The sequence below is a fragment of the Ornithinimicrobium pratense genome, from assembly GCF_008843165.1.
Taxonomy (GTDB): Bacteria; Actinomycetota; Actinomycetes; order Actinomycetales; family Dermatophilaceae; genus Ornithinicoccus; species Ornithinicoccus pratensis.
The window spans coordinates 3,383,155-3,409,673 of the sequence record NZ_CP044427.1 but is presented as its reverse complement, the minus strand read 5'-3'; the positions used below and the strand labels follow the sequence as shown (position 1 = coordinate 3,409,673).

The window sequence follows — 26,519 nt, the reverse complement described above, 5'->3', positions numbered from 1 at the left end:
GTTGACGATGACCCAGTCTGAGGCCTTGGAGCCGATGGTCGAGGTGTGGGAATGGCAGCAGAATGGTGCCTGCCGCGACGCCAGCCCCGACATCTTTTTCCACCCCGAAGGGGAGCGCGGCCCCTCGCGGGAGCGCCGCGTCCAGCGGGCCAAGGCGGTCTGCGGCACTTGTCCGGTCCTGGACACCTGCCGCGCGCACGCCTTGCGCGTTCGCGAGCCCTACGGCGTGTGGGGCGGGCTGACCGAGGACGAGCGGGAAGCGATCTACCGCAGCGAGGAAGCCGGGAAGGCCAGCTGAGACCGGCTGGCGGTCAGCCACCCGCACGGTGACGGCCGACCCCTCGATGATCCGCCGGAGTTTCGCCTCGTCCCGCTGCCCTGCGCCCACCTGTCGAGGACAGGCCATCATTTGGGTCCTCACGCACCCGCGGGAACATCGAGGGCGCGCGGTGCGCTGACCTGATATGCGTATCGCCATTATCGGAGGACACGGCAAGATCGCCCTTGAGCTGCACCCGCTGTTGAGCCGGGCAGGCCACGAGGTCGATGCGATCATCCGCAACCCGGACCAGCAGGCTGACATCGCCGAGCTCGGGGCCACCCCCGTGGTGGCCGACGTGCAGTCGCTGTCGACGGAGGAGCTGACCGAGCTGCTGCGCGGTCACGACGTGGTCCTCTGGTCGGCCGGCGCGGGCGGTGGGGATCCAGAGCGCACCTTCGCGGTCGACCGCGACGCGGCTATCCGGACCATGGACGCCGCGTCGGCGGCCGGGGTCGCGCGCTACCTGATCGTCTCCTACCTCGGCGCGACCACCGACCACGGTGTGCCGGAGGACAACCCCTTCTTCGCCTATGCCGAGGCCAAGGCGGCCGCTGACGAGCACCTGCGCGGCACCGATCTCGCGTGGACGATCGTCGCGCCCGGGGCGCTGTCCCTGGAGGCCCCGACCGGGCACCTGCTGGTCGTCGGCTACGGCCCGGACGACACCGACCGCGACCCCTCGGTGGTCGGGGAGTCACAGGTCTCCCGTGCCGACGTGGCGCGCGTCCTGGCGGCCGTGGTCGAGCGCGACGACCTGGGCGGCGTGATGATCGAGTTCGTCAACGGGCCGACCCCCATCGCCGAGGCGCTGGACGCCGCCGCGCAGCGCTGAGGCACCCGGGGCCCTGTAGCCGCGACACCACGACGCGGCGGCTCCAGGTTTGGCATCCGCCTACGAGGCGGTCTCGTGCTCCAGGAGCGGGTTCTTGGGCAGCCGGCGCACCCGTCGCGGGCGGCGGGAGCGGGCCGGGATGAGGGAGCGCATGTTCTCCAGCCGGCCGAAGCAGAGCAGCCGGTCGCCGTCCTCGAGCTCTTTGCCCGGCAGCGGGTTGGGCACCACCCGCGTGCCGCGGTGCAGGGTGAGCACCTGGATGTCGTTCTCCCGCAGGCCGGACTCCCCGAGCGTCTTGCCGATCATGTCTGAGCCAGACATCACCGCGATCTCGGCCACGCCATACCCGGTCGAGACGGCAAGGCGCTGGCGCACGTCGATGTCCGGGAAGCCGACCTGGTCGGCGATGTAGTCGACGATCGCGCCGGCCACGTCCAGCTTGGTTGCCGCCTCGATGCCCTGCAGGCCGGGGGAGGAGTTGACCTCCATGACCAGCGGGCCCTCGTCGCCCTCCAGCATGTCCACGCCCGCGACCCGCAGCCCCATGATGTGGGCGGCACGGACCGCGACCTCGGCGTAGGCGGGGTCCAGGTCGACCCCCTCGACGCTGCCCCCACGATGGACGTTGGAGCGGAACTCGTCGCCCTGGGCGCGCCGCCGCATCGCCGCGACCACCCGGTCTCCGACGACGAGGGCGCGGATGTCCTTGCCCTTGGACTCCTTGACGAAGTGCTGGATGAGGACCTGCTGGTTGGTGCCGTGCAGAGTCTCGATGATCGCCTCAGCGACCTTGGCGGTCGGGGCCAGGATGACCCCGATGCCCTGCGTGCCCTCCAGCAGCTTGATGACGACCGGCGCCCCGCCCACCATCGCGATCGCGCTGCGCACGTCGTCGCGGTTGCGCACGAACGCGGTGGCCGGCATCGCGATCGCGTGGCGGGACAGGATCTGCGTGGCGCGCAGCTTGTCCCGGCTGTTCATGATGCCGTTGGCGGTGTTGGGCGTGTAGACGTCCATCTGCTCGAACTGCCGCACGACCGCGGTGCCGAAGTAGGTGACCGATGCCCCGATCCGGGGCAGGACCGCGTCGTAGCTCGACAACTGCCTGCCCCGGAAGGACAGGTCCGGCTCCTCGCCCGTGAGGTCGATCCCGAAGCGCAGGGTGTCCAGCACCTTGACCTGGTGACCCCGGTCGAGGGCGGCGGTGCGCAGGCGCTGGGTGGAGTAGGCGCGCAGCGACCGGGAGAGGATGGCGAGCTTCATCACGGCTTCCTGAGAGGATGGGCTGGTGTCGGAGCGAGCCCATCACACCACAGAGCAGACCGTCGTCGGCTGGCGGGAATGGGTGCGCCTGCCGCAGGTCGGGGTGGACTGGGTCAAGGCCAAGGTCGACACCGGCGCCAAGACCTCCTCCTTGCACGCCTTCGACCTGCGCGCCATCACCCGCGACGGGCACGACTGGGTCCGGTTCGGCGTCCACCCGTGGCAGGCGACCGCCGAGGACGAGGTGGTCGTGGAGCTGCCTGTGCACGACTCGCGCACGGTCCGGTCCTCCTCCGGCCACGCCGAGGAGAGGTATGTCGTGCTCCTGCCTCTGGTCCTCGGCGGGCGCACCGTCCCGGCCGAGGTGACGCTCACCGGCCGCGACGAGATGGGCTTCCGGATGCTCGTGGGTCGGGAGGCGCTCGTGCAGGGCTACCTCGTCGACCCGGCGCGGTCCTACCTTGGCGGTCGTCCGCCGCGAGACCTGCGGCGCCGCAACTGGGGCCGCGGATGAGCGAGCGTCGGCGGCTGCGTCCGTCCTTCGCCATCGGTGAGGTCAGGGTGCGGGCCGGCTCTCGGCGCGAGGTCAGCCTGCCGATCTCCCGGCTGGTCACCGGTGCCGAGGTGAGCCTGCCGGTGCACGTGCTGCACGGCCGCGAGGACGGCCCGACCGTGTGGGTCAACGCTGCGATCCACGGCGACGAGGTCGTCGGCATCGAGATCGTCCGCCGGGTGATGGGTCAGCTGGACCCGAGGAGGATCCGCGGCACCGTCATCGCCGTCCCCATCGTCAACGTGCTGGGTGTCATGACCGGGGACCGCTACCTGCCGGACCGGCGCGACCTCAACCGCAGCTTTCCGGGCTCGGCGCGGGGCTCGCTCGCCGGCCGGATTGCCCACCTGTTCATGCAGGAGGTCATCGCAAAGTGCGACGTCGGGATCGACCTGCACACCGGCTCGGACCGGCGCACCAACCTGCCCCAGATCCGCTGCGACCTGGAGGACCCGCGCACCCGTGAGCTCGCGGAGGCCTTCGGGGCGCCGGTGATGTACCACGCCCGGCTGCGGGACGGGTCGCTGCGCTCGGCCGCCCGGGAGGCCGGTGCCCGGGTGCTGCTCTACGAGGCCGGGGAGGCCTGGCGCTTCGATGAGTGGGCGATCCTTCCCGGTGTGGACGGGGTGCTGCGGGTGCTGGCCACGCTCGGGATGATCGACCCGCCCGAGCCGGCCGTCGATCCGGCCCGCCCCAGCGACGTCTGTTGGCGCTCGGGCTGGGTCCGGGCCCGCCGGACCGGCATCGTGCACATGGACGTCGCTCTGGGCCAACACGTCAAGGAGGGAGACCGGCTCGGCGAGCTGTTCAACTCCTTCGGCAAGCGGCTGGCCATCGTCAAGGCCGACCGCACGGGTGTGGTCATCGGGCGGTCCGAGGCCCCGCTGGCCAACCGGGGCGACGCCCTGGTGCACCTCGGCGAGCTCGGCGAGACGCACGGGAGCGCAGTCGGGTCAGGCCAGCAGCAGGGCGCCGACCAGCAGCGCAGCGAGCAGCGTGACCTCGGCGGTGGCACCGAGGACATCCCCGGTCACCCCGCCCAGCGTCCGTCGCGCCCAGGCACCGACCAGCAGGGCGGTGAGAGCGGCGGCGAGCAGCAGCGCGAGGGGGAGGATCCAGACCCCGGCTCCGGTGAGGCCGGTGCCGGCCCAGGTGGCCGCACCGCCGCACACCGCCGCCACCAGCACCCCGGCCCATAGCCGTCCGGCCGACAGGCCCTCCACCAGGCTGCGTCCGGTCCCCTCGTCCCGGGCGTAGGGCAGCCATGCCGCCAGCGGGAGCATCGCTGCGCGGGACAGCGTCCATGCCAGGGTCATGGTGATCATGGCCACGCCAGGAGCGGTGGTCTGCAGCAGGCCACCGATCAGGGCCACCTTCAAGAGCACATCCAGGACGACCGCAGCCACTCCATACACCCCGACCGAGTGGTCCTTCATGATCCGCAGCCGGGCCTGCCGGTCAGCGCCCCCCGTCCCGTCGGCGCAGTCGGCCAGCCCGTCCAGGTGCAGCGCGCCGGTGAGGACCACCTCGACGGCGACGACCACCACGGCCGCGACGAACCAGCCGAGCGGGTCGGCCGCCAGCACCCCGAGCGTGCCCAGGAGCAACCCCAGCAGTCCGCCCACCACGGGGAAGGCCCAGGCCGCGCGGGCCAGGTCGAACCGCCGCCGAGGCGGCACCGGCACCCTGGTCAGAAAGGCGACGGCGTCCAGGAAGGACCCGAGGACGCTCACCGGTCGCTCTCGCCCCCGGTGCTGGCCCTGCTGTCCCGCGGCCTCACGTCAGGCCGTCGGCTTCTCGTCCGCCAGGCCGAGGTCGGCGAAGCTGCCCATGTCCCGCAGCACCGCTGCGGCCGAGCGCAGGATGGGGACGGCCAGCGCCGCCCCGCTGCCCTCACCCAGGCGCATCCCGAGCCGCAGCACCGGCTCCAGCCCCAGAGCCTCCAGCTGCACCGCGTGGCCGGGCTCCGGCGACAAGGTCGCGGCGATCATCGCGTCGGCGCTGCGGGGCTCGATCCGCCAGGCGACCAGCGCCGCCGCGGTGGCGACAAAGCCGTCCAGCAGGACCGGCACGCGCCGGGCCGCGCAGCGCAGCACCACCCCGGTGAGCGCCGCGATCTCCAGCCCGCCCACGGCGGCCAAGATCTGCCACGGATCATCCAGGTCGCCATGGCGGCGCAGCACGGCGTCGACTGCGGCGATCTTGGCTGTCAGGGCCTCGCCGGTGACCCCGGTGCCCGGGCCGGTCACGCGGGCCGGGTCGCGATCGAGGAGGGAGGCGGTCAGGGCGCTCGCCGCGGTCGTGTTGCCGATGCCCATCTCACCCAGGCCGATCAGGTCGGCACCGTCGTCGATGAGCAGGTCGGCAAGCCCGACCCCATGGGCGACGGCCTGCTGGGCCTGCGCCAGAGTCATCGCCGGCCCCTCCAAGGAGTTCGCCGTCCCCGCGCGGACACGACGATCCAGCACGACGTTCTGGCCAGACTCGATGACGGGCGCCTGGATCACCCCGAGGTCGGCGACGAGGAGCCGGATGCCAGCCTCGCGGGCCAGCACCCCGACAGCGGCCGTCCCCGCGGCGAAACCGCCGAGCATCAGCGCGGTCACCTCCTGGGGGTACGCGCTCACCCCGGTCGCCGTGATCCCGTGGTCGCCCGCGCAGATGACCACTGCCGGCGCCTCCACGTGCGGCTCCGTGGTCGCCTGGATCCCGGCGAGCCTGGCCGCGAGGGTCTCCAGCTGGCCCAGGCTGCCCAACGGTTTCACCTTGCCGTCCATGGCCCCCGCCGCGGCGGCGCCGGCCTCATGGTCCAGCGGGCGGATCTGCTGCAGCGTCTGCTCGATCAGCTCGCGGGGGCTGGGGGTCGTTCCCTCTGCGCTCATCGCTCCTCCAGTGGGTCCAGGGTCAGGGTGCGCCCGGCGACGACGAGCTGGGCGCGGTGGGCATGCCGGGACAGGATCGCGTTGACCCGTCCCAGCCGGTCACGGTAGTCCCGGCTCACCGGGTGCATGGGGACGATCCCGAGCCCGACCTCGTTGGTCACCACGATCACGCTGCCCGGGTATGCGGCCGCCCAGCGGCCCAGTGCCAGCGCCCGGCTCACCGTGGTGGCCTCGTCGTCACCGTGCTCCATCAGGTTGCTCACCCACAGCGACAGGCAGTCGACGACGACACAGCGGTCGGCAGGTAGCCCGCGCACGGCGTCGACCAGGGCGACGGGCGCCTCGACCGTCTCCCAGCCCTCGGGCCGTTCTGCCTGGTGCCGGGCGATCCGGTCGGTCATCTCCTCATCACGCGCCTGGCCGGTGGCGACGAAGACCACCGGCAAGCCGGAGCCCTGGGCCCGGCGCACGGCCAGGGCAGACTTGCCGCTGCGGGCGCCGCCGGTCAGGAAGGTCAGGCTCATCGTGGGCTCTCTTCGTATGGGCTTTCTTCGTATGGGCTCTGCGGGCGGGTGCGGCTGGTGTGGCCCGCCACCACGGCGGCCAGCACCACGCACAGAGCGGCGGCGGTGATCTCGACGCGGTCGACCAGGCGCCGAGCCGCCCGGATCGTCGAGTGGTCGGGCCGGGGCCCGTCCCCCAGACGTGGCCGGTTCTCCACCCGGTCGCCGTACCGCAGCGGCCCGCCCAGCTCCACCCCGAGGGCGGCGGCGGCGGCGCTCTCGGCCACGCCCGAGTTGGGGGAGGGGTGTGCGGGAGCATCCCGGCGCACGGTCGCCAGCACGTCACGGCCCGCCCTGGGTGGCGCCACGGCCAGGACCGCGACGAGCGCGGCGAAGACTCGCGCGGGCGCCCACGCCATGGCGTCGTCGAGACGGGCAGCAGCCGTCCCAAACCGGGCGTAGCGCGTGCTGCGGTGACCCACCATCGCGTCCATCGTGTTGACCGCCCGGTGCGCCAGCACACCGGGCGCCCCGGCCACCAGCCCCCAGAAGACCGGTGCCACGACGGCGTCGACGGTGTTCTCCGCCAGCGACTCCACGACCGCGGCCGACACGCCGCCCGCGTCGAGAGCGCTCGGGTCCCTGCCCACCAGCCACGGCAGCAGCTCGCGTGCCCCGTCGAGGTCACCGGCACCGAGCCGGTCCTCGATCCGCGCCGAGGTCTCGCGCAGCATCCTGCCCGCGCAGGCCAACCCGACGGCGGTCGCTACCGCTGCCGTCCCGTGCCCCGGCAGCCTGCGACCCAGGCGGTCCAGCGCCCAGCCGGCCCCGGCACCCACCCCGACCCCGACCAGCGCGTAGGCCGCACCGGGTAGGCGGGCATCGGCATACAAGCACCGTTCCACCCGGCCCATGGTCGTGCCGAACCAGGCCACCGGGTGCCAGGCGTCCGGAGGCTCACCGAGCAGCCGGTCGAGGGTCAGTCCGAGGGTGACGCCGAGTGCGCGCCCGCCGAGGCGCAACCCGCGCGCCGCCGGCTGCCCGCTCACCGGAGGTCTGCTCGCCGCCTGCCTGCTCACCAGATCCGCTCCGGGTCGGGGTCCGCGGCGACGCGCGGCCAGGGGTTGACCTGCATACCGGTGCTGACCGCCTGGCGCACCGCCTCAGCCACCCGGTGGCCCCAGGGAGAACGGACCCCGGCGAAGGGCACCGGCGGGCGGCCCTCCACCGCGTCGGGGCAGAGCACGACGATCGCGTCGCTGGCCGTGCCGGTCCCGGGCACCCCCGCGTGCAGCAGCGCCTGGGCCTTGGCCTCGGTGACGGTGCCCACGGCCTGGACGAGGGCGGAGCCGGTGAGCGGGGCAGGGACGGTGACGACGATGTTGACGGTGCCCGGCTCCGGAGGCAGGTCCTCGTCCAGACGCACGCCCAGGCCGCCCGGCCGTGCGGCCCAGGTCGGCTTCGAGGCCGCGACCGTCGCCCAGGCCTGGACACCGTCCGCCTCGCCGCCGGTCCAGCACCGCACATCGGCCGCGGTGAGCAGGGCCACCACCGGCGCATCATCTCGCCCCAGGGCAGCCAGCCGCTCCCCGACATACGTGTCGAGGTCGGTGCGCAGGAACCCGTCGCCGACCCCGAGGTTGACCACGAGCCGGGGCCAGACCAGACCACCCCCGACGGAGGCCGAGCTCAGTGCGAGCCAGCCTGGGGGCACGGGGAAGAGCAATGCCCCGTCCCGTTCGATGAGGTGCACCACGTCGACCATCCTGCTCACCAACCCGGCGCGTCCTCGACCCGGGTGGCGCAGCGGGCCAGGTCGAGCAACGTTGGCAGGTCCAGATGCTCCTCGACCCAGTCGGCCAGGTGGTCGACGTGGGTGTCAAGGGCCTGCGCGTAGGGCTGGGCAGCCGGGCTGAAGGTGCGGCCCCGGGCAGCGGCGACAGCCCGGAGCAGGCCGTGCCGCAGGGCGTCGGCGTCGAGGACGCCGTGCAGGGAGGTGCCCCGCACCCGGCCGTCGCTGCTGATGCGGCCCTCGGCCCGCCCGTCGTTTTCGTCATCCTCGTCAGTGAGCCGGAGCCACGGCTCGCCATCCTCCCCGTGCACCGCTTCCGGTCTGCCCCAACGGATCTCGTAACCCGCCACCGGGGTGCCCGGCCGGTTGTCCACGACACCGTGGGCACGGCGGACGGTCTTGGGGGAGGTGAAAACGGTCCGCACGGGCAGCAACCCGAGACCGGTCACCGTGCCGGCCTCCGACTCGATCTGGTCGTGGATCGTGTGCCCCAGCATCTGGTAGCCGGCGCAGATGCCCAGCACGAACGGCCCGTCCGCGTCGCGGCGCAGGTCTGCCAGCGCCCGGTCGAGCCCGCGCTCCCGCAGCCAACCCAGGTCGGCGACCGTGGACCGGCTGCCCGGCAGGACCACGAGGTCGACGTCGGTCAGGTCGCCAGGGGCGCTTGCCCAGCGCAGCTCGACACCGGGCTCGAGGACGAGCGGGTCCAGGTCCGAGGGGTTGGCCAGGTGCGGCAGCCGGACCACGCCGACCCGGACCGGACGGCCCGTCGGGCCCGACCGGGGTGCCGAGGGTGGGGCAGCCGTGAGGTCGAGGGAGTCCTCCACCCCCAGCATCAGGTGCTCACCCAGGTGCGGAAGCACCCCCAGGACGGGTATGCCCGTTCGCTTCTCCAGGTCCCGCAGGCCCGGCTCCAGGAGGGAGACGTCGCCGCGGAAGGAGTTGATGACGACGCCGCGCAGGCACGCGCGCAGGCGTTCTGGAAGCAGCGCCCAGGTGCCGTAGGCCGCCGCGAACGCACCGCCCCGCTCGATGTCGACGACCAGCACGGCCGGGACGCCGGCCGCGGCGGCCAGGGGCAGGTTGACCAGGTCGCGGTCCAGCAGGTTGATCTCCGCCGCACCCCCGGCACCCTCGAGGACGGTCACCTCATGCTCGGCCCGCAGCGACTGCAGGGCCGCCAGGACGACGGGACGCAACCGGGCGGCGCGCTCGCCATACCCGACCGCGTCGGCGACCCCCACCTCCTCGCCGAGGACGACCAGGTGTGAGGTGCGGGCCCCGGAGGGCTTGAGCAGCACCGGCCCCATCCGCCGGTCGGTCTCGACCCGGGCCGCGAGGGCCTGCATCGCCTGCGCCCGCCCGATCTCGCCGCCGTCGGGGGTGACGGCACCGTGGTTGGACATGTTCTGCGCCTTGAACGGCGCCACCTCGAGCCCGGTTCGGGCCAGCGCGCGGCACAGGGCGGTAACGAGCGTGGACTTGCCTGCGCCGCTGGTGGTGCCCACCACCATGAGCGCAGCGCCACGACCCCGTGCCGCCCCCTGCGCGGGACGGGGTCGTGACGATGCGGGTCCGGTCCCCTCAGTAGTCGGTGCCACTCAGCTCGCGCCAGTCGTAGCGAGGCTGGGTGCGGGACTGGTGGTGGTCACGAGATCTCCTCCGTGCGTCGGGACTGCAGGTCGATGGTGGTGTGCGGTTCCCGCGCCGGCCGGGCGGGCCGAGGCGCGGGGACCACGACGATGTGCCCCTCGAGCTCGACGACCCGGATCGGGTGGCCGTACACGCGGGTCAGCAGCGCGGGGTCGAGGACCTCCTCGGGGCAACCGAGGGCCTGGGGCGCCCCGCGCTCCAGCAGCAGAAGCCGGTCGGCATACCGGGCGGCCATGCCGAGGTCATGCATGGCCGCGACGACAGTGAGGCCGTCCTGGTGGCGCAGCTCGTCGACCATCTCCAGCACCTCGACGGAATGACCGACGTCCAGAGCGCTGGTGGGCTCATCGAGCAGCAGCACGGGGGCCTGCTGGGTCAGGGCCCGTGCGATGACCACCCGCTGGGCCTCTCCGCCGGACAGGCTGCGCACCTGCCGATCGGCGAACGAGGCCAGCCCCAGCCGGCGCAGGACGCTGGTGACGATCTGCCGGTCCTGCACGGACTCCGCCCGCAGCCAGCCCAGGTGGGCGGTGCGGCCCAGCAGCACGTACTCGACGACGGTCATGCCCGGCGGCAGCTCGGGTGCCTGGGGCATGAAGGACAGGTCGGTCGGGTCGGGCACCCGGCCATCGCCGAGCTCCACGGTGCCGGTGCGCGGGACCAGGCCGAGCAGGCTGCGCAGGTAGGTCGACTTGCCCGAGCCGTTGGGCCCGATCAGACCCAGCCACTCGCCGGCGCGCAGCTCCAGGTCCACGCCACGGACCACCTCGTTCCCGTGGAAGGCCACCCGCACGTCGTGGGTGCGCAGGGCGTGGGTCGGGCGCAGGGGGGTCGGGGCCGAAGCGGTGGGAGCGGATGCGGGTGGGTTCATGGGCTGGCCTTGCCTCTCCACAGCACGAAGCAGAAGAACGGCGCCCCGATAAATGCGGTGATGACCCCGACCGGCAGCTCGGCGGGGGCGACCAGGGTGCGGGCGCCGATGTCCACGAAGGCCAGGAAGGTTGCGCCGAGGACGGCCGACAGCGGCACGACGAGCCGGTAGGAGTGGCCGACGAGCAGTCGCACCACGTGCGGGGTGACGAGGCCCACGAAGGCGATCAGCCCGCTGACCGACACCGCGGCCGCGGTGATCAGGGTGGCCGCGGTGACCACGACCAGGCGGGAGCGAGCCGGGCTGAGCCCCAGCGACCTGGCCTCGTCGTCGCCGAGCCGCAGCACGTCCAGGTGACGGGCGTGCAGCAGCAGGACGGCGCCGGCCAGGACCACATACGGCAGCAGCATCGCGACCGGCTGCCAGCCGTGGGTGGCCAGCCGGCCGAACAGCCAGGACAGCACCTCACGGGCGCGTGTCTCGTCCAGGCGAGTCAGGGCGTAGGTCTGAGCGGCGGAGAAGAGGGCCGCCATCGCGACGCCGGCCAGCAAGAGGGTCGCCGGGTCCCGGAAGGAGGCGCGGGCGACCAGCACCGATCCGGTCACCGCGACGAGCGCGCCGAGGAAGGCGGCCATCGGCAGCGCAGCGATGGGGCCCCAGGACAGGTCGAGGCCGAAACCCAGGGCCAGGACCGCGCCCAGTCCGGCCCCGGCGGACACGCCGAGCAGGTAGGGGTCGGCGAGCGGGTTGCGGAAGACACCCTGGTAGCCGGCCCCGGCGACGGCCAGGCTGCCTCCCACCAGTGCGGCCAGCACGGTGCGCGGCAGCCGGATCTGCCACAGCACCTGCTCCTGCTGGGGAGTCAGCGTCTGCTCGACGCCCACCCCGGGCAGCGTGTCGGCGAGCGCGCGGACGACCCCTTCCACCGGCAGCCCGGCCGCGCCTTGGCTTGCGGAGGCGAGCACGGCGAGCAGGAGCAGGGCCAAGGTGCCCAGCAGAGCGCTGACCGGCAGCCGGAAGGCCTTGGTGACGGACGCCTCAAGGGCGTCCGGCGCGGGCTGCGCGCGCGTGGAGGGGGTCGTCGACTTCATCGTGTCGGTCTGCGGTCAGTGGGGTTCGGTCGCCGCGTGCCGGTCAGCGCCCAACCGGTGCGGCCACCGAGTTCATCGCCTCGGCGACCAGCTCGACCAGCTGGGGCAGGCGAGGGCCCCAGCGCGAGGCGATGTCGGCGTCGACGGTGACGATGTTGCCGTTCCGCACCGCCTCGATCTGCGACCAGCCCGGACGGTTCGCGACGTCCTCGGCGGTGTAGGTGACCTGGTCGGTGATCACGATGAGCTGAGGGTCGGCCTCGACGATGGCCTCCTCGGTCAGCTGGGGGTAGCCGGTGGCGTCCGTGTCGGCATCGTCAGCGATGTTGACCGCGCCCATCTGCTCGTAGACAGAGCCGATGAAGCTGTGGCTGCTCACGGAGAAGAAGGTGTCGTCCAGTTCGTGGTAGACGCGGATCTGCTGGTCCTCTGGCGCGGCCTCGAAGGCCTCCTCCAGCTCGGCGCGCATCTCCTCATTGACGCTGGCGGCGCCGTCGATCTCCCCGGTGGCCATCCCCATGGCGGCGACGACGTCGTAGCCGCCCTCGATGTCGGCGGGGGCGGAGTTGGCCAGGACCGGGATGTCGAGAGCCTCGAGCGAGGCAACCAGGTCGTTGGAGTCGTTGGCGATCAGGACCAGGTCGGGCTCGTAGCCGACGATCGCCTCCACGTTGGGGTCCCAGCCAGACAGGTCGGTCGCCGGGGCCTCCTCGGGGTAGGTCGAGAACTGGTCGGCGGCGATGACCCGGTCACCAGCGCCGATGGCGAAGAGGATCTCGGTGGCGGACGGCGAGAGCGAGATGATCCGCTCCGGGCGGGACTCGATGGTCACCTCCCCGTTCTCGGCGTCGACGGTGACCGGGAAGTCGCCGGCCGCCGCGTCCTTGGTGTCGGCGTCCTCGGTGGCGCCCTCGGTGTCGGCGTCCTGTGTGGGGTCCTCGGTGTCGGCAGCAGTGTCGTCAGCTGCCGTGTCCTCGGCGGTGTCGTCGGTGGCGGTGTCGTCGGTGGCGGTGGAGTCAGTGCCTGCGGTGTCGGTGTCCTCGGCGTCGTCACCACACGCTGCCAGGGCCAGGCTCAGGGCGAGCGCCGCAGCAACGGCGCGGGAGCGGGTGAAGGGGGCAGGATGGGTCATCTGGTCTCCTGTCGGTCGAGGTGGCTGGTCTCGAGCGACAGGACCTGATCACCGGTCCGCCGTCCGAACCGGCCCTATGTCCTCGAGGGCGAGTGGTTGCGGATCATCGGGCAGTTCGACCGGACTTGGTCCGCCGTGACCTGGTCTGGTCAGGGGACTCCACCGTTGCGGGACAGTGCCGGATTTGCACCGGACTTCGTCTGCGCGACCTAGGCAGTCTATCCCGGACGCAGGGGGTATGCCCCGCGTCCGTCGGAGTCGGCCCGAGGCTGCGGCCACCCGCTCCAGGACCGCCCAGGCCCGACGCCGCCGCCGACGCTCCGTCGTCGCCGTGGGTGCCGGTAGGGGGACGAGAGGGTTAGATTGGGGCCCGAAAGCCACTTTTACGGCGGATTTTCCGCGACGCGCGGGCCCCCATGGTGGCTAAGCAGCCCGCCGTCTGCCTACGGTTGACCGACATATCAGCACGATGAAAGGGCTGTACCCATGAGCAAGAAGGTCATTGTCGAGGCCGTTGCCCGCGAAGCGGGCATGACCCAGGCCGCTGCCGAGAAGGCTGTCAGCTCCGTCCTGGAGGCCATCTCCGCCGAGCTGGCCAAGGGCGAGAAGGTGTCCTTCCCCGGCTTTGGCACCTTCGAGGTGCGTGAGCGCGCCGCCCGCACGGGCCGCAACCCGCAGACCGGCGCCGAGATCCAGATCGCCGCGAGCAAGGCCCCCGCCTTCAAGGCCGGGTCCAAGCTGAAGGAGCGCGTCTCCAGCTGACGCCGACACGTTGTGCCACGCCCGGTCCCCTCGTCAGGGGTGACCGGGCGCTGTGCGTCCAGCCGCAACGCCCAGCCATCCCCGACGGGCGGCCCCACGCACCCCACGCCACCTCATACCCTGAGCCCATGGCCGACTTCCAAGACCACCCCGAGCCCCGCTGGTGGCAGCGGTTCGTGGCGCTCGGCGACTCGTTCACCGAGGGCATGGTCGACGCCGACCCGCGGGGCGAGGGGGAGTACGTGGGGTGGGCCGACCGGCTGGCCAACCGGCTGGCGCGCCGCAACGGCGAGGCCGACGTCCCGTTCGGTTACGCCAACCTGGCCATCCGCGGCCGGCTGATCGACGCCATCCTCGAGGAGCAGCTGCAGCCGGCGTTAGACCTGACGCCCGACCTGGTGAGCCTGTCCGCCGGCGGCAACGACGTGCTGCGGCCCAAGGTCTCCCTGCCCGAGGTGATGGGCAAGCTGGAAGAGGCCACCTCCCGGATCCGAGCCACCGGCGCCGACGTCATCCTCGTCACCGCGCCGGACGTCTCCAGCACGCCGCTGGTCAACCGCGTCCACCCACGGATGGTCGAATACACCGCCCACCTGTGGGGCATCGGCCAGCGCACCGGCTCCTACGTCGTCGACATCTACACCCTCGCCGCGCTGCGCGACCCCCGGATGTGGGGCGTGGACCGGATCCACCTCTCCTCCGAGGGGCACGCGCGCGTCGCCGCCCAGGCCGCCTGGACCCTAGGTCTGGAGCCCGACCTGCGCGACTGGCGCCAGCCCCTGGAGGCGCTCCCGCCCCTGGGTCGGTTCGAGTCAGTGCGGGCCAACCGCGAGTGGATCGCCGCACACCTGCGGCCCTGGATCCGCCGGCGGCTGCGCGGTGAGAGCTCCGGCGACGGCCGCTCGGCCAAGCGCCCGGACGTCCTGCCGCTGGAGGTATGGCGGGACCCGGTCCCCCCGACCGGCGACACGGTCTGACCCCGACCGGCGACAGGGTCTGACCCCGACCGGCGACAGGGTCTGACCCCGACCGGCGACGCGGTTCGTCAAGCAGACCTGCCACCCGGCCTTATTCTTCGCCCATGGACCTCGTCGTGGCGCTCGCCGACGGCGTCGCCCACATCGTCGAGGTCCGCGACGGCGTGCCGGGGGAGCGCTGGCGCGTGCCGCGCGCGGACCTGCCCGGCTGGGCCGCGGGCCGGGAAGCCGTCGGCGCACGGTGGGTGTGGGCGGACTCCGCCGAGGTGTATGCCGTGCTGCTGCGCGCCGGGGTGCGGGTGCGGCACGCCGTCGACCTGCGGCTGGTGCGAGTCATCCTGCGTCGGTCCGCCGCAGCGGCCGGCACGGCGTACGCCACGGCTCCAGCCACGGCCCTCGACCTGCCGGGGGCCGACTTCGGCCAGCACGGGGCCGCTGCCCACGTGGACCCCGAGACGACCCTGTTCGACCTGCCGAGCACTGGCCCCACGATCGAGGAGTGCCTGGCCGAGCACCTGGCCCAGCAGGAGTGCCTGGCTCAGGTGGGCGACCCCAGGCTGCGGCTGCTCTGCCACGCGGAGTCGGTCGGTGCGCTCATCGCCCAGGAGCTGAACCAGGTCGGGGTGCCGTTCAGCTCGGCCACCCACGACCGCCTGCTCCGCGAGCTCCTGGGCGAGCCGGACCCGCACGGTGGCCGCCCGGCCCGAATGGTCGAGCTCTGCGGGCAGGTACGGGAGGCTCTGGCCGCGCCCGGGCTCAACCCCGACTCCGCGCCGGACCTGGTCACCGCCCTGCGCCGGGCCGGGCTCGAGATCACCACGACCAGGCAGTGGGAGCTGGAGCGGATCGACCACCCGGTCATCGCTCCACTGCTGACCTACCGCAAGCTCAGCCGTCTGCACACCGCCAACGGGTGGGCCTGGCTAGCGTCCTGGGTGCGGGAGGACCGGTTCCGGCCCGACTGGGTGGTGGGCGGGGTGGTGACCGGGCGGTGGGCCAGCCGGGGCGGGGGCGCCCTGCAGCTGCCGCGGCAGATCCGGTCCGCGGTCCGGGCGGAGCCGGGCTGGCGGCTGGTCGTCGCCGACGCCGCCCAGCTCGAGCCTCGCGTGCTCGCCGCGATGTCCGGAGATGAGGCGATGGCGCAGGCCGCCGCTGCCGGCGATCTCTACCAGGGGCTCGTCGACCAGGGGGTGCTGGCCACGCGGCAGCTGGCCAAGGTGGCCATGCTCGGCGCGATGTACGGCGCCACGACCGGCGAGGCCGGCGCGCTCATGCCGGTCCTTCGCCGCGCCTACCCACGGGCGATCGGGATGGTCGACGCGGCCGCCCAGGCCGGGGAGCGTGGCGACCAGGTCCAGACCTGGCTCGGCCGGACCTCCCCGCCGCCGCCGGCGCGGTGGCGCGACCTTCAGGACGCCGCCCAGCAGTCGGGGGCCGGGGAGGGCCCCGAGCGCCGGGCCCGCCAGGCGGCCCGGGACTGGGGCCGGTTTACCCGCAATTTCGTGGTCCAGGGCACGGCCGCCGAGTGGGCGTCGTGCTGGCTGGGCCACCTGCGGCGGCTCCTCGACGACACCTATGGTGGGTCGGCGCAGGCGGGTGCGCCGCGGCCCGAGCTGGTCTACTTCCTGCACGACGAGGTCATCGTGCACACACCGCGCCAGCATGCCGATGACGTCGCCCAAGCGGTCCGCGAGGCGGCGCGTGCTGCCGGGAGCCTGCTCTTCGGCGGGTTCCCGGTGCAGTTCCCCCTCGACGTGGCGGTGGTCGAGTCCTACGACCAGGCCGACTGAGCCGCCGGCCGAGTGAGCTGAGCCACCAGCCGGGCGAGATGCCCGGTCCGCCGCATCACCTCCGACCCCACTCCCACGACGGGGTGCTGAGCATCCCCTGACCGACAACCAGCGTCTCCCCGAGGTCCTTGGTGAGCTCCACCAGGCGCAGGTCGGGCACCCCGCCCTGGTCGCCGGGATCGGCCCAGTCGTCCGGCTCCTCGGAGTCGGCCACGCCGTCGACCGTCTCGGTCAGCGCCTCCACCAGCGCGGCGGAGTGAGTCACCACCACGACCTGTGCGCGGGCCGAGGCCCGGGCGATCGCACGGGCCAGCGGCGGCACGAGCGAGGGATGCAGGCTGGTCTCGGGCTCGTTGAGCGCCATCAGCCGGGGCGGCACCGGGGTCATCAGCGCCGCCAGCCACAGCAGGTAGCGCAGCGTCCCGTCCGAGAGCTCGGCCGAACGCAGGGGGCGCAGCATCCCCGGCTGGTGCAGCTCGACATCGAAGAGCCCGTCGGTCACCGTCACCCGCAGGCGGGCACCGTCGAAGGCGTCAGCGACCGCCTGGTCCAGCGACCCGGGCGAGTCCTCCTCGATCGTCTGCAGCGCCGCCGCGAGGTCCGAGCCGTCCTCCGCGAGCGCCCAGGTGCGGGTGCCCACCTGGGGGCGCCGAGCCGCCGCGTCGGGGTCCACCCGGAAGCCGTCGTAAAAACGCCACGAGCGCAGCTCCTCGCGCACCGCCCACACCTCGGGCGCGTCCAGCGGGTCCACGATCTCGCTGAGGATGCTGGCCCATGGCGCGACACTGACCGGCGCCTTGCGCCATACCCCGTCCTCGTCCCTCAGCTCGACCGCGTAGTGCTTGCGCCGGGCGGCCAGGGTGGCCGGCCGCATCACCGGCCCGGTCCACACGGCTTCGCGCTTGACCTCGGGGTCCCGGTTGAAGGCCGACGGGTGACGGCCGCCGCCTGCGTCCACCACCACCCCCTGCACCGGGATGCCGAGGTCGACGAGGTAGGAGGGCTCGCCCGGCCCGGCGGCGCCCACCCCGAGCCGCACCGAGATCCGCTCCTTGCGCATGCTGCCCTGCACCTCGTGCCCTCGACGCGCCTGCCCGAGCGACTCCGGGCCGGCCCAGAGCGCGGACTCCAGGCCGCCCTCGCGCGCGAGCGCACCCACCACCTCCCCGCGCCCGCAAGCGGCCAGCAGGCGCAGGGCGCGGTAGACGCTGGACTTGCCGGTGCCGTTTGCGCCGGTCACCACGGTCAGCCGGCCGAGCGGGAGCAGCACGTCGCGCAGGGAACGGTAGCCGCTGACGGCGACGGTCGAGTACATGCCCGGCAGCCTAGGAGCGGCCACCGACACCGGGCCCGGTCACCGGTCCCCCGTCACAGGGCCTGACCGACCAGCAGCCACAGCGGGATGGTCACCGCGCCCGCGAAGGTCTGCACCGCGATGATCGCCGCCATGAGCGGGGCGTCGCCACCGAGCCGGCGGGCCAGCACGTAGGCGCTGGAGGCGGTGGGGATCGACTGGAAGAGCACGGCGACGACGGCGGCGGGGCCGGACAGGCCGAGCGCCAGAGCGACCCCGGTGGCCAGGGCTGGGACGGCGAGGAAGCGGAAGGCCATCGACCAGCCGATCAGGCGGGCGGTCTCGCGGGTGCCCTTGGGCCGGCGCAGGCCGGCGCCGACGCAGAGCAGCCCGATGGGCAGCGCCGCGCCGCCCAGGATCAGGACCAGCTCGCCCAGCCCCGCCAGTAGCTCACCCAGCACCGGCGCCCTGACCGCCGCCTCACCCGTGGCTGTCGCGCCCACCAGGTGCACCGCCATACCCGCCGCACAGGCCAGCACGAGTGGGTTGCTGAGCACCTCGCGCGGCACCCGGGACCAGCCCGCCTGGCCCTGCCCGTGTCGGGCCAGGGTCAGCGTCGAGGTGATATTGACCAGCGGCACCAGCACGGCGTTGGACAGGGCCGCGAGCGCCAGGCCGTCGGCGCCGAGCAGCGCGGTGGCCACGACCAGGCCGATGTAGTTGTTGAACCGGATCCCGCCCTGGAAGACCGAGGTGAACGCGGGCCCGTCACCGGGAGCGATCCAGCGTCGCAGCAGCCACACCAGCGCGGCCGCCGCCACCGAGGACAGCGCGAGGACCAACGCCATCCGGCCCACCTGCAGCCCGGTGAAGTCGGCGCGGGCCAGCCCGGAGACGAACAGTGCGGGCAGGAGCACGAAGTAGGCCAGCCGCTCCAGGTCGCGCCAGAACACCTCGGTGAAGCGGAACCGGCTGCGCAGCGCCCAGCCCAGGCCGATGAGCACAGCAGTCGGCAGCAGCGCGGTGGTGAGCGTGGCGACCTCGAGCTTCATCAACCGTCCACCATCCGCGGCCGGCGCTCCACCAGCGCCAGGACGCCGACGAAGCCCAGGAGCATCCTGGCCGCGACCAGGAGGCGCCCCGGGGTTGCCCCCACGCCCGCGCCGAGCGCCAGGCCGAGCAGCAGCAAGTCCACCCGGCAGAACCTAGTGGGTGCCGCGAACGGCCCGGCCCGGGCCTGCTGGCTAGCGGCGCTCCGCACGGGTGCGCTGCCGTGCCCGGCGCTCGGCACGGTCGTTGATCAACCAGTCGGCAACCGTCGCCAGCCAGCGGCTGTGGCCGTCGCGGAGGCGGAGGAGCACCTCGTCGACCTCGGGTGCCCCGAGCGGGCCGAGCGCCTCCAGCGCGAGCATGACGAGTTCGCGATCCTCACCCTGGGCGACGGCGAGCAGCGCGTCCAGGGCGCCGACGGCCGGGTCGCCGACCGCCACGAGCACCTCGGCGGCGTGTCGCCGTACCTCCGGGTGCTCGGCACCGAGTGCCTCCGCGAGGCCAGGCACCGCCACCTCGCCCATCTGCGCGAGGGCCCTGGTCAGGGCGCGGCGCTGCTCCTCATCCTGTTGTTGGCCGAGCAGGCCCAGCAGGACCGGGGCGGTCTCGGGGACGGCCGTGCGCCCGACCATCCACCACGCCTTGGCGGCGACCACGGGGTGGGGGTCGTGGACCAGAGGTAGTGCGTGCTGGACGCTCTGCGGGTCCTGGATCTTGGCCAGGGCGTGCAGCACCTGTCCGCGCGACTCGTCCTGTCCCGCCAGTGCGGCGAGCAGGTGCGGGACGGTGGCGGGTGCCTGGCGCACCACGGCCCAGGTGAGCGTCTCCCGCACGAACGGGTCAGACTCGGACACCAGCAGCGCCACCAGGTCACCGGCGACGCTGGCGTCGGCCAGGGTGCCCAGCCGCAGCGCCCCCCACTGCCGGGCCAGCAGGTCGGGGGACAGCGCGGCGCGCAGGGCCTGCTGAAGCGGAGTCTCAGCGCTCACTGCTCTCCTCTCCGGTCGGGGGACCGTCTCGTCCGCTCCCTCAGCGTCTCATCCCGCATACCCCTTGGGGGTATGCGGTAGACTGGTTCGGTATGAGGAGGCGCGAGGGGGACGGGAGGTTGGGGCGGGTGCAGACGCGGGCATCCCGCCGCAGCCAGACTCCAGCCCGCCACCACAGTCACGACCACGCCTCCGCGACCAGGCCGCGCCTGGCAATCGCCTTCGCCCTGACGCTGGTGGTCGTCCTGGCCCAGGTCGTCGGCGCGGCCCTCACTGGCTCCCTGGCCCTGCTCGTCGACGCCGTGCACGGCATCACCGACAGCGCGGGGCTGCTTCTGGCCCTCGTCGCCGCCACCTTGATGCAACGTCCGCCAAACCCTCGCCGGACCTGGGGATTCGCGCGGGTAGAGGTGCTGGCGGCCGGTGCCCAGGCCACCGTGCTGCTCGGTGTGGGAGGTTTCGCGCTGGTGGAGGGGGCCCGGCGGCTCCTCGCAGCCGCGCCCCCGCAGATCCCCGGCCAGTGGGTCCTGGTCTTCGGCGCGGTGGGCCTGGTCGCGAACCTGGTCGCCCTGGCCGTGCTCGCCGGAGAGCGCCGGGCCAACCTCAACCTGCGGGCCGCCTTTCTGGAGGTCGTCAACGATGCCCTGGGATCGGTGGCGGTGATCGTCAGCAGCGTGCTCATCCTCACCCTCGGCTGGGACCGTGCGGACGCGGTCGCCGGCATCTTTATCGCGCTGCTGATCATGCCCCGGGCGGTGGTGATCCTGCGCGAGGCCGGCAGCGTGCTGCTCGAGGCCACCCCGCCAGGGCTGGACCTAGACGACGTCCGGGCCCACCTGCTGGAGCTGGAGCATGTGGTGGACGTTCACGACCTGCACGCCTCGCGGATCGGCACTGGCCTGCCCGTCCTGACCGCCCACATCGTCGTCGAGGAGCAGTGCTGGCGCGACGGCTGCACCCCGCAGCTGCTCGACGCTCTGCAGCAGTGCGTGGCCTCCCACTTCGAGGTCAGCGTCGAGCACTCCACCTTCCAGATCGAGCCCCCCGGCCACGCCGAGCACGAACGCGGCCACCATCCTTGAGACTGGGCCACCGCGAGCGGTGCCACCCCGGGTGTCCTATTTGACCTCGCCCGGCGGCGGCGGCGAGGCCCCCTGGCCGTCCCTGGAGCATGGTGCCGACCCCGGGGCCGGGGTGCGGACAGACCCGCCAGACGGTGCAGCCGTTCGGCCGCGCGGACCCGCTCGAAGGCCCTGCCGGCGGCGAATCTGACAGCACGTAGTAGTAGGCTGGAGCCACCGACACACCTCACGAGGAGCACGGTCATGCAGGTGCAGAACAAGGTCTTCGTCGTCACCGGAGCGGGCAACGGCATCGGGCGGGAGGTGGTCCTGGACCTTCTCAGGCGGGGTGGTCGGGTGGCCGCGGTCGACCTGCGCGAGGAGTCTCTCGTCGACCTGGGACGGCGGGTCCGGGTGGGGGAGCGGCTCACGCTGCATACCCTCGACATCACCGAGCGCCGGTCCGTCGAGTCGCTGCCCGAGCAGGTGCTGCAGGCGCACGGCCACATCGACGGGCTGCTCAACGTCGCCGGGATCATCCAGGAGTTCGTCCCCTTTGCCGACCTGTCCTACGAGCAGATGGAGCGGGTCCTGGGCGTCAACCTCTGGGGCGTGGTGCACACCAGCAAGGCGTTCCTGCCGCACCTGGTCGAGCGGCCGGAGGCCTGCCTGGTCAACGTCTCCAGCATGGGCGGCTTCGCCCCGGTGCCGGGCCAGACGATGTACGGCGCGAGCAAGGCCGCCGTCAAGCTGCTCACCGAGGGCCTGTACGCCGAGCTGCGCCAGACCCCCGTGGCCGTCACCATCGTCTTTCCCGGCGCCATCGAGACCGAGATCACCAGCAACTCCGGGGTCCGCGTGCCGGGCAGGACCAGCCCGGAGGAGGCGGCCCTCCAGGGCGTCGAGGATGGCGCCAAGGACGCCAAGCATCGCACCATGCCGGCCCGCGACGCCGCCCGCAAGATTGTCGAGGACGCGGTGAAAAAGGGCCAGTACCGGGTGATCGTGGGCCGGGACGCCGCCATGCTGGACCGGCTCTCGCGTCTGGCACCCCAGCGGGCCACCGACCTGGTCGCCAAGCAGATGGCTCACCTGCTGGGGTAACCATCCTGCCCGGCTGACCTGGCTGGACGGCGCGTCCAGCCAGGTGCGGCAGGATGGCGCGGTGAGCTGGCAGGAGGAGCGGGCGAGGCGCAGGCGTGTCCGCGAGATCGAGCGCCAGCTGCGCGAGCTCGACGACCTCGACCGCCGCTACGGCCTGGGCACACCCGTCGCCGCCGCGCCCCGACCGGCCCGCAGGTCCGGGGGCTGCTCCGGGCTGTTGACGCTGCTGCTGGTCCTGGCGATGGGGGCGATCTCGGCCTACCTCTTCGCCCCGCAGCTGCTGCCCGAGGCACGCTCCCTGCTGGATCGGTTGACGAACGACACCGGCCTGGCCGACCGGGCCTTCAGTGACGGCATGGACGGCGAGCCGGGCTCGGGCGGGGAGGGTTACACCTTTGCGGTGACCCAGCCGGACGGGGTCTCGCCCGTCACCTGGCCGTGCGAGGGCACGATCCCGATGGAGGTGAACCCGCAGGGCGCGCCGGAGGGGTATGCCGATCTGGTGGCCTCCACCGTGACGCGCATCAACGACGCCAGTGGGTTCACCTTCGAGGTGGTGGGCGAGACGGACGACCGCACCTTCGTCAACCGGGGCGCCGGGCCGGTGCTGCTCGGTTTCGCGGACGCGGACGAGGTGCCCGCACTGGGTGGGCCGACGGCCGGGCTCGGGGGCGCGGTGCACGCCCAACGCTCGATCGGTGGCCCCCGCGTCGCCGTCGGCGGGATGGTGGTGCTGGACTCGGAGCTGTTTGGCGGCCTCCCGACCCCGGTGGCGGAGGCGATCGTCATCCACGAGCTGGCCCACGTGCTCGGCCTGGGCCACACGGACACCGGCGGTGAGCTCATGCAGCCGGTCAGCCTGGGCCAGACCCAGCTTGGCTCGGGCGACCTGGCCGGTCTGCGCCACCTGCGCGAAGCCTGCTCCTAAGGGGTGCGAACGCGTGCGTCCCGGACCAGGCTGCTCGGTGGCAGCCTCAGCGCAGGGCCGCGAGGAGCACCGAGACGGCGATCAGGTTGTTCAGTGTGTGCAGCGCCACGGCCGGCCACAGCGAGTGATGCCGTCGGGCCAGCAATGCCGCTGTCAGGCCCAGGAGGAAGGTCAGCACCATTGCCGCAGGCACCACGTGCATCACGGCGAAGAGGACCGCCTGGACCAGCACAGCCAGGACCAGACCGATCCGGGACTCCAGCCAGCCCAGCAGGATCCTGCGGAAGATGACCTCCTCGACGAGGGGGCCGACCAGGGCGACGGCCACCCAGATGGCCGCGATGGCGACCGGCCCGAACTGCACCCCGCCCTCCATGACGTTCGGCTGCTCGCCGGGCGCCGACAGCTGGGAGACCACCAGAGAGGCCAGGAGCACCACCCCGAGGTAGGCCAGCGCGACCTGCCACCACCACCGGCGCAGGCCCGGCAGCCCACCCAGGCCGAGGTCGGCCCACGTCCAGCCCCGTGCGCGCAGGCCGTACCAAAGTGCCAGGAACCACAACGCCACCGTCGTCGGGATCCCGCCGGTCACCACCGCGGCTGGCTCCACACCGGCCAGGATGAGCACGGTGATCAGCACTCCGCCCAGGGCGGAGGAAGCGATGAACCCGCCCAGCGTGACCAGCAGGTCGGCGTGGGTGACGGGCCGCTCAAAGGTGCGCACACGGCCTGGCGCGGCGGTCGTCGGGGCGGGCCCTGGCACTGACGACGACATGGAGTCGACGCTACGCGTCGGGAACACCACGGCAGACCAGGGGTTGGAATAGGGGAGCTCGACCACCTGTTAGCCTAGTTGACACATCAACTACTTACGAGAGGCCGGAGCAGCCATGCAGTTCGGGATCTTCACCGTCGGCGACGTGACCACGGACCCCACCACGGGACGCACTCCGACCGACGGCGAGCGCATCGACGCGATCACCCAGATCGCCCTCAAGGCGGAAGAGGTCGGCCTCGACGTCTTCGCGACCGGGCAGCACCACAACCCGCCGTTCACCGTGTCCTCGCCCACCACCCACCTGGGCTTCATCGCCGCGCAGACCGAGCGGTTGATCCTGTCCACCGCCACCACCCTGATCACCACCACCGACCCGGTGCGCATCGCGGAGGACTACGCCGTCCTCCAGCACGTGGCCAAGGGCCGCGTCGACCTGATGATGGGCCGCGGCAACACCGGCCCGGTCTACCCGTGGTTCGGCAAGGACATCCGGCAAGGCATCCCGCTGGCCGTGGAGAACTACCACCTGCTGCGCCGGCTGTGGCGCGAGGAGGCAGTGGACTGGCAGGGCAAGTTCCGCACCCCACTGCAGGGCTTCACCGCCACCCCGCGCCCCCTTGACGGGACCCCGCCCTTCGTCTGGCACGGCTCGATCCGGTCCACCGAGATCGCCGAGCAGGCCGCCTACTACGGGGACGGGTTCTTCCACAACAACATCTTCTGGAACATGGAGCACACCGCCCAGATGGTGGCGCTCTACCGCCGACGCTTCGAGCACTACGGCCACGGCGCCGCCGACCAGGCGATCGTCGGGCTGGGTGGGCAGGCGTTCATGGCCGAGACCGAGGCGCAGGCCAAGAGGGTCTTCCGCCCGTACTTCGACAACGCCCCCGTCTACGGTCACGGGCCCAGCCTGGAGCAGTTCACCCACGCCACGCCGCTGACCGTCGGCACCCCCGAGATGGTCATCGAGCGCACGTTGGGCTTCGCCGACGCGGTCGGTGACTACCAGCGCCAGCTCTTCCTCATGGACCACGCAGGGTTGCCCCTGCCGATGGTCCTCGAGCAGTTGGAGATCCTCGGCCGGGAGGTCGTGCCCGTGCTCCGCACGCAGTTCGAGGCCCGCCGGCCCGCACACGTCCCCAGCGACCCGCCCACGCACGCCTCCCTGGTCGCGGCCGGCCCGGAGGCCAAGCACCACCTGGTGGCCCCCGCCGTTCCGGCGGCCGAGCGCGCCGCCACCCGCGTGAGCGCCTGAGCCACCTGGCTGTCCCGCTCCACGACCACCCCAGCAGACCCGAAAGGACACGATGAGCCGCAGGATCGTCGTCATCACCGCAGGCCTGTCCCAGCCCAGCTCCACCCGGCTGCTCGCCGACCGGATCGCCGACGCGGTCACCTCCCAGGTGTCCGCCCGCGGCGAGGCCGCGCAGGTGGAGGTCATCGAGCTGCGGGAGCTGGCGCAGGACCTGGCTACCACCATGACCACGGCAGGCATGCCGACCCCCGCCGTGGCGCGCGCCCGGGACGCCGTCTCTGCCGCGGACGGCGTGATCGCGGTCACCCCGGTCTTCACCGCGAGCTACTCCGGGCTGTTCAAGATGTTCCTCGACGTCCTGGACCCGGACTCGATGACCGGGATGCCGGTGATCATCGCCGCGACGGCTGGCACCGCCCGGCACTCGCTGGTCCTCGACCACGCCCTGCGTCCGGTGTTCACCTACCTGCGCGCGATCGTGGTGCCGACTGGCGTGTTCGCCGCTACCGAGGACTTCGGCGGTGGCGAGAGCGACCAGCTGGGCCGGCGGGTCGCCCGCGCGGCCACCGAGCTGGCGAACCTGGTCGTGTCCGAGAGCGGCTCGGTCGCCGGCTTCGCCCCGCACGCCACCCCGCAGAGACGCTCGGGGACCGCCGTGCACCCCGAGATCACCGACTTTGAGAGCATGCTGGCCGACCTCGGTCAGTGACAGCGCCGGATCCGTGGCAGGGCGAGCAAGATCGGGGTGCGCGGGCGTGCTCGCGACCATGGTCGTGCTCGCCCTGGTGATCACCAGCGTCATCGCCATCTCGCCGGTCGTCGATTTCGGCGACGTCCGCCGCACCGTGCTCACCCATGACCGGCTGGACGGTGTCCCCGGCTCCGGCGGCGAGGGCTATTCCTACCTCGCCACCAGCCAGAGCGGGGCGCCCGTCACCTGGGCGTGCGAAGCGATCATCGAGGTAGAGGTCAACCCCCAGGGTGCTCCGGAGGGGTATGCAGAGCTGGTCGCCTCCGCGCTCGCCACCGTCAACGAGGCCAGCAGCTTCACCTTCGAGGTTGTGGCCGAGACCGACGATAGGCAGTTCTTCGACCGGCCTCCTGGGCCGGTGCTGCTCGGCTGGGCCAGCGAGGAGGAGGTGCCGGACCTGGTCGGGCCGGTCGCCGGTCTCGGCGGTCCCTCGTACGTGAGCGGCCCGGGAGGTGCCCGGTCGGTCACCGGGACCGTCGTCATCGACACCGACCTGCCACGCGGCTGGTTCCGCGGGATGGACGAGGAGGCCGTGCTGGTGCACGAGCTGCTGCACGTCCTGGGGCTAGGTCACACGCAGGAGTCGGGACAGCTGATGGCGGCCCGGCACCACGGCCAGAGCGAGCTGGGTGAGGGTGACCTCGCCGGGCTCGCCGCGCTGGAGGCCCACGCCTGCGGGACGTCTTAGTCGATCGCTGCTCCGGGGGGTTGGGGGCCTGAGCAGGCCGTTCTCGGTGCGGAAACCGACCCGGACGACGTCTTGTACATCAACTGCCTCGTTTGTGCACGTTTCGTGCATGAACAGCCATTGCCCCCCTCGGTGGCTGAACCTAGTGTCACAACAGTGTGGGTGGCGTGTCGGCCGCCCTTTCTCAACGGAGAG

27 protein-coding genes and 1 pseudogene are annotated in these 26,519 nt (G+C 72.7%); 13 read left to right on the top strand and 15 right to left on the bottom strand.

Annotation, left to right across the window (positions count from 1 at the left end; genetic code table 11):
* Positions 1 to 7 precede the first annotated feature (7 nt).
* Both FY030_RS15625 and FY030_RS15620 read left to right on the top strand, forming a co-directional pair.
* Positions 8 to 298 (top strand): WhiB family transcriptional regulator, encoded by a 291-nt coding sequence (locus FY030_RS15625; protein WP_158062438.1) that lies wholly within the window; start codon positions 8 to 10, stop codon positions 296 to 298.
* A gap of 166 nt (positions 299 to 464) precedes the next feature.
* Positions 465 to 1,154, top strand: a complete 690-nt coding sequence (locus FY030_RS15620) for an NAD(P)-dependent oxidoreductase (RefSeq protein ID WP_158062437.1) — start codon at positions 465 to 467, stop codon at positions 1,152 to 1,154.
* Positions 1,155 to 1,214: 60 nt separating this feature from the next.
* On the opposite strand, the gene rimK is transcribed toward FY030_RS15620, so the two are convergent.
* Positions 1,215 to 2,417 (bottom strand): 30S ribosomal protein S6--L-glutamate ligase, encoded by a 1,203-nt coding sequence (rimK, locus tag FY030_RS15615; RefSeq protein ID WP_158062436.1) that lies wholly within the window; start codon positions 2,415 to 2,417, stop codon positions 1,215 to 1,217.
* A 25-nt stretch (positions 2,418 to 2,442) separates the two neighbouring features.
* On the opposite strand from rimK, the gene FY030_RS15610 reads away from it, so the two are divergent.
* Both FY030_RS15610 and FY030_RS15605 read left to right on the top strand, forming a co-directional pair.
* Positions 2,443 to 2,931, top strand: a complete 489-nt coding sequence (locus FY030_RS15610) for an ATP-dependent zinc protease family protein (RefSeq protein ID WP_158062435.1) — start codon at positions 2,443 to 2,445, stop codon at positions 2,929 to 2,931.
* Positions 2,928 to 3,890 (top strand): annotated as a pseudogene (locus tag FY030_RS15605) (succinylglutamate desuccinylase/aspartoacylase family protein); the annotation flags it as partial. The gene FY030_RS15610 and the pseudogene FY030_RS15605, both read left to right, overlap by 4 nt.
* A 33-nt stretch (positions 3,891 to 3,923) precedes the next feature.
* Here FY030_RS15605 and cobS read toward each other — a convergent pair.
* The 9 genes from cobS to FY030_RS15560 form a co-directional block, all read right to left on the bottom strand.
* A complete protein-coding gene (cobS, locus tag FY030_RS15600; RefSeq protein ID WP_158062434.1) occupies positions 3,924 to 4,703 on the bottom strand; it encodes an adenosylcobinamide-GDP ribazoletransferase in 780 nt (259 codons plus the stop codon).
* A 48-nt stretch (positions 4,704 to 4,751) separates the two neighbouring features.
* Positions 4,752 to 5,852: a nicotinate-nucleotide--dimethylbenzimidazole phosphoribosyltransferase gene (cobT, locus tag FY030_RS15595; RefSeq protein WP_158062433.1), complete on the bottom strand. Its 1,101-nt coding sequence runs from the start codon at positions 5,850 to 5,852 to the stop codon at positions 4,752 to 4,754.
* Positions 5,849 to 6,376, bottom strand: a complete 528-nt coding sequence (cobU, locus tag FY030_RS15590; protein ID WP_158062432.1) for a bifunctional adenosylcobinamide kinase/adenosylcobinamide-phosphate guanylyltransferase — start codon at positions 6,374 to 6,376, stop codon at positions 5,849 to 5,851. Before cobU ends, cobT begins: the two co-directional genes overlap by 4 nt.
* Positions 6,373 to 7,404 (bottom strand): adenosylcobinamide-phosphate synthase CbiB, encoded by a 1,032-nt coding sequence (gene cbiB, locus FY030_RS15585; RefSeq protein ID WP_202879723.1) that lies wholly within the window; start codon positions 7,402 to 7,404, stop codon positions 6,373 to 6,375. Before cbiB ends, cobU begins: the two co-directional genes overlap by 4 nt.
* Positions 7,405 to 7,430: 26 nt before the next feature.
* Positions 7,431 to 8,120: an adenosylcobinamide amidohydrolase gene (locus FY030_RS15580; RefSeq protein ID WP_158062883.1), complete on the bottom strand. Its 690-nt coding sequence runs from the start codon at positions 8,118 to 8,120 to the stop codon at positions 7,431 to 7,433.
* A gap of 5 nt (positions 8,121 to 8,125) precedes the next feature.
* Positions 8,126 to 9,661, bottom strand: a complete 1,536-nt coding sequence (locus tag FY030_RS15575; RefSeq protein WP_158062431.1) for a cobyric acid synthase — start codon at positions 9,659 to 9,661, stop codon at positions 8,126 to 8,128.
* Between the two features lie 134 nt (positions 9,662 to 9,795).
* On the bottom strand, positions 9,796 to 10,671 hold the full coding sequence (locus tag FY030_RS15570; RefSeq protein WP_158062430.1) for an ABC transporter ATP-binding protein: 876 nt from the start codon (positions 10,669 to 10,671) through the stop codon (positions 9,796 to 9,798).
* A complete protein-coding gene (locus tag FY030_RS15565) occupies positions 10,668 to 11,762 on the bottom strand; it encodes a FecCD family ABC transporter permease (RefSeq protein WP_158062429.1) in 1,095 nt (364 codons plus the stop codon). Before FY030_RS15565 ends, FY030_RS15570 begins: the two co-directional genes overlap by 4 nt.
* A gap of 43 nt (positions 11,763 to 11,805) precedes the next feature.
* Positions 11,806 to 12,894 (bottom strand): ABC transporter substrate-binding protein, encoded by a 1,089-nt coding sequence (locus FY030_RS15560; RefSeq protein WP_158062428.1) that lies wholly within the window; start codon positions 12,892 to 12,894, stop codon positions 11,806 to 11,808.
* A gap of 486 nt (positions 12,895 to 13,380) precedes the next feature.
* Here FY030_RS15560 and FY030_RS15555 point away from each other — a divergent pair, with 486 nt between their 5' ends.
* The 3 genes from FY030_RS15555 to FY030_RS15545 all read left to right on the top strand — a co-directional run bounded on the left by FY030_RS15555 (position 13,381) and on the right by FY030_RS15545 (position 16,423).
* Positions 13,381 to 13,656 (top strand): HU family DNA-binding protein, encoded by a 276-nt coding sequence (locus tag FY030_RS15555; RefSeq protein ID WP_158062427.1) that lies wholly within the window; start codon positions 13,381 to 13,383, stop codon positions 13,654 to 13,656.
* 128 nt (positions 13,657 to 13,784) lie between these two features.
* The gene (locus tag FY030_RS15550; protein ID WP_158062426.1) at positions 13,785 to 14,633 is read left to right on the top strand and encodes an SGNH/GDSL hydrolase family protein; all 849 of its coding nucleotides are present in this window, start codon (positions 13,785 to 13,787) and stop codon (positions 14,631 to 14,633) included.
* A gap of 104 nt (positions 14,634 to 14,737) precedes the next feature.
* Positions 14,738 to 16,423, top strand: a complete 1,686-nt coding sequence (locus FY030_RS15545) for a bifunctional 3'-5' exonuclease/DNA polymerase (protein WP_158062425.1) — start codon at positions 14,738 to 14,740, stop codon at positions 16,421 to 16,423.
* 55 nt (positions 16,424 to 16,478) lie between these two features.
* Here the strand turns inward: FY030_RS15545 and FY030_RS15540 are convergent, their stop codons facing one another.
* Genes FY030_RS15540 through FY030_RS15530 form a run of 4 tightly spaced genes read right to left on the bottom strand, consistent with a single transcriptional unit; the run spans position 16,479 to position 19,756 of the window.
* Positions 16,479 to 17,738 (bottom strand): AAA family ATPase, encoded by a 1,260-nt coding sequence (locus FY030_RS15540; RefSeq protein ID WP_158062424.1) that lies wholly within the window; start codon positions 17,736 to 17,738, stop codon positions 16,479 to 16,481.
* Between the two features lie 53 nt (positions 17,739 to 17,791).
* On the bottom strand, positions 17,792 to 18,769 hold the full coding sequence (locus FY030_RS15535; RefSeq protein ID WP_158062423.1) for an AEC family transporter: 978 nt from the start codon (positions 18,767 to 18,769) through the stop codon (positions 17,792 to 17,794).
* Positions 18,769 to 18,912 carry a hypothetical protein gene (locus FY030_RS16475; protein ID WP_192498647.1) on the bottom strand — a complete coding sequence of 48 codons (144 nt, stop codon included), beginning with the start codon at positions 18,910 to 18,912 and terminating at the stop codon, positions 18,769 to 18,771. Before FY030_RS16475 ends, FY030_RS15535 begins: the two co-directional genes overlap by 1 nt.
* 49 nt (positions 18,913 to 18,961) lie before the next feature.
* Positions 18,962 to 19,756 carry a HEAT repeat domain-containing protein gene (locus FY030_RS15530; protein ID WP_158062422.1) on the bottom strand — a complete coding sequence of 265 codons (795 nt, stop codon included), beginning with the start codon at positions 19,754 to 19,756 and terminating at the stop codon, positions 18,962 to 18,964.
* 92 nt (positions 19,757 to 19,848) lie between these two features.
* Between FY030_RS15530 and FY030_RS15525 the strand changes: the two genes are divergently transcribed.
* The 3 genes from FY030_RS15525 (at position 19,849) to FY030_RS15515 (ending at position 22,849) form a co-directional block, all read left to right on the top strand.
* Positions 19,849 to 20,838: a cation diffusion facilitator family transporter gene (locus tag FY030_RS15525; protein WP_158062421.1), complete on the top strand. Its 990-nt coding sequence runs from the start codon at positions 19,849 to 19,851 to the stop codon at positions 20,836 to 20,838.
* 243 nt (positions 20,839 to 21,081) lie between these two features.
* Positions 21,082 to 21,921: an SDR family NAD(P)-dependent oxidoreductase gene (locus tag FY030_RS15520; RefSeq protein ID WP_158062420.1), complete on the top strand. Its 840-nt coding sequence runs from the start codon at positions 21,082 to 21,084 to the stop codon at positions 21,919 to 21,921.
* 61 nt (positions 21,922 to 21,982) lie between these two features.
* Positions 21,983 to 22,849: a zinc metalloprotease gene (locus FY030_RS15515; RefSeq protein ID WP_158062419.1), complete on the top strand. Its 867-nt coding sequence runs from the start codon at positions 21,983 to 21,985 to the stop codon at positions 22,847 to 22,849.
* Positions 22,850 to 22,895: 46 nt separating this feature from the next.
* Here FY030_RS15515 and FY030_RS15510 read toward each other — a convergent pair whose 3' ends face one another.
* Positions 22,896 to 23,624, bottom strand: a complete 729-nt coding sequence (locus FY030_RS15510) for a CPBP family intramembrane glutamic endopeptidase (RefSeq protein ID WP_158062418.1) — start codon at positions 23,622 to 23,624, stop codon at positions 22,896 to 22,898.
* A 115-nt stretch (positions 23,625 to 23,739) separates the two neighbouring features.
* Between FY030_RS15510 and FY030_RS15505 the strand changes: the two genes are divergently transcribed.
* From FY030_RS15505 to FY030_RS15495, 3 genes are read left to right on the top strand one after another with little or no spacing between them, the layout of a single operon-like run.
* Positions 23,740 to 24,885, top strand: coding sequence for an LLM class flavin-dependent oxidoreductase (locus FY030_RS15505; protein WP_158062417.1), 1,146 nt, complete (start codon positions 23,740 to 23,742; stop codon positions 24,883 to 24,885).
* 52 nt (positions 24,886 to 24,937) lie between these two features.
* Entirely contained in the window at positions 24,938 to 25,594 is a 657-nt protein-coding gene (locus FY030_RS15500) for an FMN reductase (protein WP_158062416.1), read from the top strand.
* Between the two features lie 46 nt (positions 25,595 to 25,640).
* Positions 25,641 to 26,324: a matrixin family metalloprotease gene (locus FY030_RS15495; protein WP_158062415.1), complete on the top strand. Its 684-nt coding sequence runs from the start codon at positions 25,641 to 25,643 to the stop codon at positions 26,322 to 26,324.
* The last annotated feature ends 195 nt before the right edge of the window (positions 26,325 to 26,519 follow it).